Origin of the sequence: Spirilliplanes yamanashiensis, assembly GCF_016863475.1 — a bacterium.
In the GTDB taxonomy this organism is placed as follows: domain Bacteria; phylum Actinomycetota; class Actinomycetes; order Mycobacteriales; family Micromonosporaceae; genus Spirilliplanes; species Spirilliplanes yamanashiensis.
This window is the reverse complement of record NZ_BOOY01000020.1, coordinates 137,268-145,175: the sequence shown is the minus strand read 5'-3', so window position 1 is coordinate 145,175 and position 7,908 is coordinate 137,268. Positions and strand designations below refer to the sequence as shown.

The window sequence follows — 7,908 nt, the reverse complement described above, 5'->3', positions numbered from 1 at the left end:
ATGGTCGGGCAGCAGCCAGCGCAGCGCTCGACCCTGAACTCGTCATCGCGCAGCGGTGGCTTACCAGGGCGGCCAGCCTGGCGACTGAGGGCTCAGCGGCAACGGTCGGGCTCGGGGGTGACCGAGGTGACCGGGGAGGCCCGTATGGCCGGGATGGCTGGACTAGCGGGTCTTCCACAGTCCGGGGCCCGCGGCTGGCCGAGGTGGCCGAGGGGGCCAAGGGCGGTCAACGGCGGTAGTGAGCGTCCGTGGGCGGCCCGGGAGTCCGGAAGTGGCAGGAGCGGGCTCAAGGCGGGGCCAATGGCAGTGAGGGCCAGCAGGGTTGCCGTGGGGCCTGGCGGGTGTCGGCAGGGCGCGTTGTGGTGTGGGTGGTGGTCTCGCGGTGGGTTTCGGGCAGTGAGTTGGTCTCAGCGGGAGAGGACCAAGGGTTCGGGGGTGGGGTGACTCACAGGGATCAAGCCTGACCGCCCGGAGTGAGGCACCCCACCCCCGAACCCGACCGACCGCAAGGACGAAGGGTTATTCAGCAGCCCGAGCAGCGGTGGCGGAGGCCACCCAGCGGTCCAGGAACGCCGGAACAGCCCCGGAGTCGAGGGTGTCGGAGGCCCGGGCGATACCGGCCCGCAGAGACGCCTCCAGGCCCCCGGGGAACCCGGCCTGGGCAGCGAACGCCGCCCCAGCGTTAAGCACCACGGAGTCCCGCGCCGCCCCCGGCTCGCCGGCGAAGACGCGGCGGGCGGCCGCGCCGTTGAAGGTGGCGTCGCCGCCGCGCAGGTCGCCCGGCGCGCTGCGGGGGACGCCCAGGTCGGCGGCGTCGACGACGGTCTCGGTGGCCTTGCCGTCCTGGACGACCCACAGGCGGGTCGGGGCGGTGGTGGAGAACTCGTCGAGGCCGTCCTCGCCGCGCATGACGATCGTGGAGTCGCCGCGGCGGGCGAAGACCTCGGCCATGACGGGGGCCATCCGGGCGTCGAAGCAGCCGACGGCGCCGGAGCGGGGGCGGGCCGGGTTGGTGAGGGGGCCGAGGACGTTGAAGGCGGTGGGGACGCCGAGTTCGCGGCGGGCGCCGCCGGCGTGGCGCATGCCGGGGTGGAAGCGGGCCGCGAAGCAGAAGCCCATGCCGGCCTCGGCGACGGTGCGGGCGACGCCGGCCGGGCCCAGGTCGAGCGGGATGCCGAAGTGTTCGAGCAGGTCGGCGGTGCCGCACAGCGACGACGCGGCGCGGTTGCCGTGCTTGACGACGGGGACGCCGGCCGCGGCGACGGTCAGCGCCGCCATGGTGGAGATGTTGACGGTGTGGGCGCCGTCGCCGCCGGTGCCGACCACGTCGACCGCGGCCGCGCGGGTCTCCTCGGGCAGGTGGACGAGCGTGGCGTTGGCCAGCATCGCCTCGACCAGCCCGGCCAGCTCGGCGGGGGACTCGCCCTTGGCCCGTAGCGCGATCATGAAGCCCGCGATCTGGGCGCCACTGGCGTTGCCGGCCATGATCTCGCCCATCGCCCAGGCGGTGTCCTCGCCGGACAGCTCGGCGCCGCGCAGCAGCGCGCTGATCAGGGCAGGCCAGGACGGTGCGGCCATGCTGGGTCTCCCGAGGGGTGGAGAGGGGGAGGGGCGGTCAGGCGCCGGCGCCGATGGCGCCCTGGACGGGCTCGCCGGCGGCACGGCCGCGCAGCATGGCGGCGATCGTCGTGCCGGTGGTCACCGGGTCGAGCGGGTGCGTGAGCGTGGCGTCGACCTGGGCGAACGCGGCCAGCCAGCGGTCCGCCGCGCGGGCGATGACCACGCAGGTGGGCGGCGGGTCCTTGTACTCGTCCTTGGTCTGCCGGGCGATGCCGAGGCCGCCGGCCGGGCTGGCCTCGCCGTCCAGCACCATCAGGTCGATGACGTAGTCGTCGAGGAGGCGGCGGCAGTCCTCCCAGGTGGCGGCGTCGACGAACTCGACGCGCAGGTCGGCCGCCGGCCGCGGGCCGATGGCCATGCGGATGCGGTCCCGCACGGCGGGGTCGTCGCTGTAGAGCAGGACGGTGAAGGTCTCCGCCTGCGGTGCCTGTGCGTCACTCATGGACTGCCACTCCCACGCTCGTCGCTGCCCCCGGACTTTACCGGGCCGCTGCCGTCCAGATCACAGCGGGCGAAGATCACACCCCGGTCGTGGGCGCCTGCTCCGCCGTACCCGCTGATTGTGCTGGTGGGGCGGCCCGGCGGCGCTCCTCGGCCTCGGCCCGGTCGAGGGCGCGGTCGACGCGCCGGGCCTCGCGCTCCTGCTGGCGGATCCACTGCAGGACCAGGACGCCCAGCATGGTGACGCTGACCACCTCGCCGCCGGCCCAGAGGATGCCGCCGGCGGTCTTCTGGTCGGTGAACGGGTCGGCCCAGTCCAGGCCCAGGCTGGGGTAGTAGCCGCCGCCGAGCAGGGTGGTGCTCTGCATGATCGTGAGCCCGAGCACCGTGTGGAACGGCACGGACAGCACCATGAGCAGGGCGCGCCCGGGGTACGGCCAGCGGTTGGGCAGCGGGTCGAGGCCGATCAGCGGCCAGAAGAACAGGCACCCGGTGAGGATGAAGTGGGCGTGGGTGAGCTCGTGCGCGAAGCTGTTGGTGAGCGTCACCTCGTAGAGCCCGCTGAAGTACAGGACGAACGGGTTCGCGACGAACAGCCCGAACGCGAACAGCGGGAACGTCACCACCCGCGCCACGCGGCTGTGCAGCACGGCGAGCAGCCGGTTGCGCCAGGCCGGCGGCAGGGTGCGCAGGGCCAGCGTGACGGGCGCGCCGAGCGCCAGGAAGATCGGCGCCACCATCGACAGCACCATGTGCTGCACCATGTGCACGCTGACCAGGGTGGTGTCGTACGCGCCGAGGCCGGTGAGGGTGACCGCGGCGATGCCGCCGAGGCCGCCGGCGAGGAACGCGGCGGTGCGCGCGGCGGGCCAGGCATCGCCGCGGCGGCGCAGCCGGTTGACGCCGTACAGGTAGAGCCCGCCGGCCAGCAGGAGCAGCACCGCCAGCCAGCTGTTCAGGCTGGCCTCGGTCGCCACCCGCGCGATGGTGAAGGGGGGCGCCACGCCGTCGGCGAGAACAGTTTCCACGCTCCGAAGGCTAGGCCCATGCGTCGGTTGCCGCCCATCCGCCCAGGACACAGTGCCGGATTAGGCCCCCCGCGACACGCAGAGGTGATCGCGGGGCAATAATGACGGCGTGACTGCGGCCCCTGCCATCGACACGAGCCGGATCCACTCGCTGACGCGTCCGAACATGGTCAGCGTGGGGACCATCGTGTGGCTCTCCAGTGAGCTCATGTTCTTCGCGGCGCTGTTCGCGATGTACTTCTCCATCCGTGCTGCGGACTACAGCCAGTGGGAGAAGCACACCGAGGCGCTGAACATCCCGTACGCGACCACGTTCACGGTGATCCTGGTGCTGTCCTCGGTCACCTGCCAGCTCGGCGTGTTCGCCGCCGAGAAGGGCGACGTCCACGCGCTGCGGCGGTGGTTCACGATCACCTTCGTGATGGGCCTGATCTTCGTGCTCGGCCAGGCGAACGAGTACCGCGAGCTGGTCCACGAGGGCATCAAGATCAACAGCGACGGCTACGGGTCGATGTTCTACCTGACGACGGGCTTCCACGGCCTGCACGTCACGGGCGGCCTGATCGCCTTCATCATCTTCATGATCCGCACGACGATGGGCCGGTTCACCCCGGCGCAGGCCACGTCGGCGATCGTCGTCTCCTACTACTGGCACTTCGTCGACGTCGTCTGGATCGCCCTGTTCGCCATGATCTACTGGCTTCAGTGATCCTGATCAGTCACACCTCGCGCCGCTGTCCCGTCCAGAGCACGAGCGTTTCACCACCCAGAGGATTCAGGTCATGACATTCGACACCCCCGCCGGCCGGGGCGGCCCGCTGAAGCGGCTGTTCGGCCGGCGGCGTGGCGCCCCCAGCAGGGCTCGCCGGCGCCTCGGCTCGGCGGTCCGCATGGTGGCTGCGCTCACCCTGGCCGGCGGCGTCTACACCGTCTTCGCGCCCGGCGCCTTCGCCGAGGACACCCGGCAACTGTCGGCCGCCGCCCAGGAGGGCAAGGCGCTGTTCGACAACAGCTGCATCAGCTGCCACGGCCGCGACGGCCGGGGTGTCGAGGGCCGCGGCCCCAACCTGATCGGCGTCGGCGCCGCCTCGGTGGAGTTCCAGGTCGGCACCGGCCGCATGCCGATGGCCCGCCAGGAGGCCCAGGCCGAGGAGAAGCCGCCGCAGTTCGACGACGCCCAGGTCCAGCAGCTCGCGCAGTACGTGCAGGAGCTCGGCGGCGGCCCGGTCGTCCCCGAGGGCGAGCTGGTCAAGGACCCGGAGGCCGACCCCGAGGCGATGGCCCACGGCGGCGAGCTGTTCCGCATCAACTGCACCTCGTGCCACAGCTTCGGCGGCGCGGGCGGCGCGCTGTCCTCCGGCAAGTACGCCCCCAGCCTGAACGACGCCACCCCGCGGCAGATCTACGCCGCGATGCTCAGCGGTCCGCAGAACATGCCGGTCTTCGGTGACAACCAGCTGACGCCGGACGAGAAGCGCGACCTGATCACCTACATCAACCTGCAGCTGCAGGAGGACAAGGACCCGGGCGGCCTGTTCAACCTGGGCCGGTACGGGCCGATCACCGAGGGTGTCGCGATCTTCCTCGTCGGCATCGTGATCCTGACGTTCTCGGCGCTCTGGATTGCGGGGAAGTCATGACCGACGTGAAGCACCACGGCGCCCACGGCGCCCAGGACGGCGACCGTCCCGCGGTGGACCTGTCGGACCCGACCCTGACCCGCTTCGAGATCGTCCGCGAGGGCGCCCGCCGCGACGACATCGAGATCGTCACGTACGAGTCGCAGTTCCCGCACCCGGGCAGCAAGCAGGAAAAGCGGATCGAGCGCGCCATCGCGCTGCTGTTCATCCTCGCCGGCGCCCTGGCGATGGCGTTCCTCGCCGTCTACATCTTCTGGGAGTGGGAGTTCGAGCTCGGCTGGACGCTGAGCGACTACTTCACCCCGCTGCTGGGCATCACGCTCGGCTTCTCGCTGATGTGCGTCGGTTTCGCGATCCTCGCGTGGGCCAAGAAGCTGCTCCCGCACGAGATCTCGATCCAGGACCGGCACGAGGCCATGTCCACCGACGAGGACCGGCAGATCACCGGCCAGACTATGGTCTACACGGTCGACGAGCTGGGCGTGCAGCGCCGGCCGCTGCTCAAGGGCGCCGTCGCGCTCGGCCTCGCGCCGCTCGGCCTGGTCGCGGCCGCCCCGCTGGTCGGTGGCCTGATCCGCAACCCGCACAAGAACGAGACCCCGGAGATGTACAGCACGGGCTTCAACCCGGCGTTCAACAACGGGCAGCTGGTGCGGCTCACCCGCGAGGACGGCACGCCGATCCGGCCCGACGACGTCAGCGTCGGCGGCCAGATGACCGTGTTCCCCGGCATCCCGCACGGCGCGACGAACGAGTGGGCCGACTCGCCCACCCTGCTCATCCACCTGCGCAGCACCGACGCCGAGGCGGCCCGCCAGGCCAACGCGGGCGACCCGAACGAGCACAACCAGGACGCGATGTGGGGCAACTACATCGCGTACTCGAAGATCTGCACGCACGCCGGCTGCCCCGCCAGCCTGTACGAGCAGCAGACCAACCGTCTGCTCTGCCCGTGCCACCAGTCGCAGTTCTTGATCACCGACAACGCCCGCCCCATCTTCGGCCCGGCCAGCCGGCGGCTTCCCCAGCTGCCCATCACCGTGGACGACGAAGGCTTCTTCGTGGCATCGTCGGATTACCGCGAGGCCATCGGGCCCGACTTCTGGGAGCGGCCATGAAGCGCCGAAAGCTCGACATCGGGGCGCTGCCCGGCGCCACCGCCAAGCAGCTCGACGACCGGTTCCAGGTCGCCACGCCGCTCCGGAGACTGCTGAACAAGGTCTTCCCGGACCACTGGTCCTTCCTGCTGGGCGAGATCGCGCTGTTCTCGTTCATCATCCTGCTGCTGACCGGCACGTTCCTCACGCTGTTCTACGACCCGTCGATGCGCGAGATCGAGTACGAGGGCAGCTACACCGCCCTGCGCGGCGTGGAGATGTCGGCCGCGTACGCGTCGTCGCTCGACCTGTCGTTCGACGTGCGCGGCGGCCTGATCATGCGGCAGATGCACCACTGGGCGGCGCTGCTGTTCATGGCGTCGATCGTGGTGCACATGGCGCGCGTGTTCTTCACCGGCGCGTTCCGCAAGCCGCGCGAGGCCAACTGGGCCATCGGCCTCATCCTGTTCCTCCTGGGCTTCCTGGCCGGCTTCACCGGCTACTCGCTCCCGGACGACGGCCTGTCCGGCACCGGCCTGCGCATCGCCTCCGCGATCATGCTGTCGATCCCGGTCGTCGGCTCGTGGATCTCGTCGTCGGTCTTCGGCGGAGAGTTCCCCGGCCACCTGATCATCGGCCGCTTCTACATCGCGCACGTGCTGCTCATCCCGGGCGCCCTGCTCGGCCTGATCAGCGCCCACCTGGCGCTGGTGTTCAAGCAGAAGCACACCCAGTGGCCCGGCCCGATGCGGACCAACAGCAACGTCGTGGGCGAGCGCATGTTCCCCCGCTACGCGCTGAAGCAGGGCGGCTTCTTCATGCTGGTGTTCGGCGTCGTGGCGCTGATGGCCGGCCTGTTCCAGATCAACCCGATCTGGCTGTTCGGCCCGTACCGCGCGGCCGAGGTGTCGTCGGCCAGCCAGCCCGACTGGTACGTCATGTTCATGGACGGCCTGGTCCGCCTCATGCCGGCCTGGCAGATCGACATCCCGATCGGCGACGGCTACGTGATCCCGCCGCTGTTCTGGCCCGCCGTGGTCGGCCTCGGCGCGCTCACCACGGGCCCGATCTTCTACCCGTTCATCGAGGCGCGGCGCTACAAGGACAAGAAGTCGCACCACCTGCTGCAGCGCCCGCGGGACGTCCCCGAGCGCACCGGCGTCGGCGCGATGGCGCTCACGTTCTTCGTCGTCGCCACGATCTCCGGCGGCAACGACGTCATCGCCGACAAGTTCCACATCAGCCTGAACGCGATGACGTGGATCGGCCGGATCGGCCTGCTGGTGCTGCCGCCGCTGGCGTACTACCTGGCCGTGCGCATCTGCCTCGGCCTGCAGCAGCACGACCGCGAGGTGCTCGCCCACGGCGTCGAGACGGGCATCATCAAGCGCCTGCCGAACGGCCGGTTCGTCGAGGTCCACCAGCCGCTCGGCCCGGTGGACGAGCACGGCCACCCGGTCCCGCTCGACTACGCGGGCTGGGTCGTCCCGAAGAAGATGAACCGCCTCGGCGCCCTCGGGCCCGCCGTCCGCGGCTTCTTCTACCCGATCGAGAAGCCGGCCGAGGCGCCGACCTCGCCGGGCATGCCGCCGGTCCAGCCCCGCGAGGAGCGCAAGGAGCTCACCAGCGGCGGCCAGCAGTAGCGGTTCGGCACCACGTGGAAGGCCCGTCGGCGACCAGCCGGCGGGCCTTCGCCGTTCCGTGCGCCGGGGCCGGGCGGTGGGTCGGTCAGTCGGTGGTGAGCTGCACCAGCGCCAGGCGGTTGCCGTCCGGGTCGGTCAGGGTGCTCCAGCAGACCGGCCCCTCGGCGGCCACCGGTGACGGCGCCGCTCCCACCGACGCGGCGTGGGCGCAGGCCGCCGCCAGGTCGTCGACACCCAGCAGCACCTCCGGCGCGGCGTCGCCGGTGGAGAGCTGGAGCCAGACGCCGGGACGCAGCTCGAACTCCGCCAGGCCCGGGGCGGGCTCCTCGTCGGGCCCGCGGCCGAGCAGGGCGCGGTAGAAGGCGACGGCGGCGCCCAGGTCGGCGACGGGCAGCACGACGGTCACGTGCGTCGGGCGGACGGCGCCGGTCACGGTGTC

The 7,908-nt window shown here is 71.3% G+C and carries 8 protein-coding genes; 4 read left to right on the top strand and 4 right to left on the bottom strand.

Annotated features, from left to right (window positions below):
• Positions 1-519 precede the first annotated feature (519 nt).
• From trpD to Sya03_RS14305, 3 genes are all read right to left on the bottom strand, one after another.
• Entirely contained in the window at positions 520-1,578 is a 1,059-nt protein-coding gene (gene trpD / locus Sya03_RS14315) for an anthranilate phosphoribosyltransferase (RefSeq protein ID WP_203938764.1), read from the bottom strand.
• Positions 1,579-1,615: 37 nt separating this feature from the next.
• The gene (locus Sya03_RS14310) at positions 1,616-2,062 is read right to left on the bottom strand and encodes a hypothetical protein (RefSeq protein WP_203938763.1); all 447 of its coding nucleotides are present in this window, start codon (positions 2,060-2,062) and stop codon (positions 1,616-1,618) included.
• A 76-nt stretch (positions 2,063-2,138) separates the two neighbouring features.
• Positions 2,139-3,089 carry a cytochrome c oxidase assembly protein gene (locus Sya03_RS14305; RefSeq protein WP_203938762.1) on the bottom strand — a complete coding sequence of 317 codons (951 nt, stop codon included), beginning with the start codon at positions 3,087-3,089 and terminating at the stop codon, positions 2,139-2,141.
• A gap of 109 nt (positions 3,090-3,198) precedes the next feature.
• On the opposite strand from Sya03_RS14305, the gene ctaE reads away from it, so the two are divergent.
• The 4 genes from ctaE (at position 3,199) to qcrB (ending at position 7,469) form a co-directional block, all read left to right on the top strand.
• On the top strand, positions 3,199-3,798 hold the full coding sequence (gene ctaE, locus Sya03_RS14300; protein ID WP_203938761.1) for an aa3-type cytochrome oxidase subunit III: 600 nt from the start codon (positions 3,199-3,201) through the stop codon (positions 3,796-3,798).
• Between the two features lie 73 nt (positions 3,799-3,871).
• Positions 3,872-4,729 (top strand): cytochrome bc1 complex diheme cytochrome c subunit, encoded by an 858-nt coding sequence (qcrC, locus tag Sya03_RS14295; RefSeq protein WP_203938760.1) that lies wholly within the window; start codon positions 3,872-3,874, stop codon positions 4,727-4,729.
• On the top strand, positions 4,726-5,847 hold the full coding sequence (qcrA, locus tag Sya03_RS14290; RefSeq protein WP_203938759.1) for a cytochrome bc1 complex Rieske iron-sulfur subunit: 1,122 nt from the start codon (positions 4,726-4,728) through the stop codon (positions 5,845-5,847). The genes qcrC and qcrA overlap by 4 nt, the downstream gene beginning before the upstream one ends.
• Entirely contained in the window at positions 5,844-7,469 is a 1,626-nt protein-coding gene (gene qcrB / locus Sya03_RS14285) for a cytochrome bc1 complex cytochrome b subunit (protein WP_203938758.1), read from the top strand. The genes qcrA and qcrB overlap by 4 nt, the downstream gene beginning before the upstream one ends.
• Positions 7,470-7,554: 85 nt before the next feature.
• Here the strand turns inward: qcrB and Sya03_RS14280 are convergent, their stop codons facing one another.
• Complete coding sequence (locus Sya03_RS14280; RefSeq protein ID WP_203938757.1) at positions 7,555-7,902, bottom strand: VOC family protein; 348 nt, start codon at positions 7,900-7,902, stop codon at positions 7,555-7,557.
• Positions 7,903-7,908: the final 6 nt, after the last annotated feature.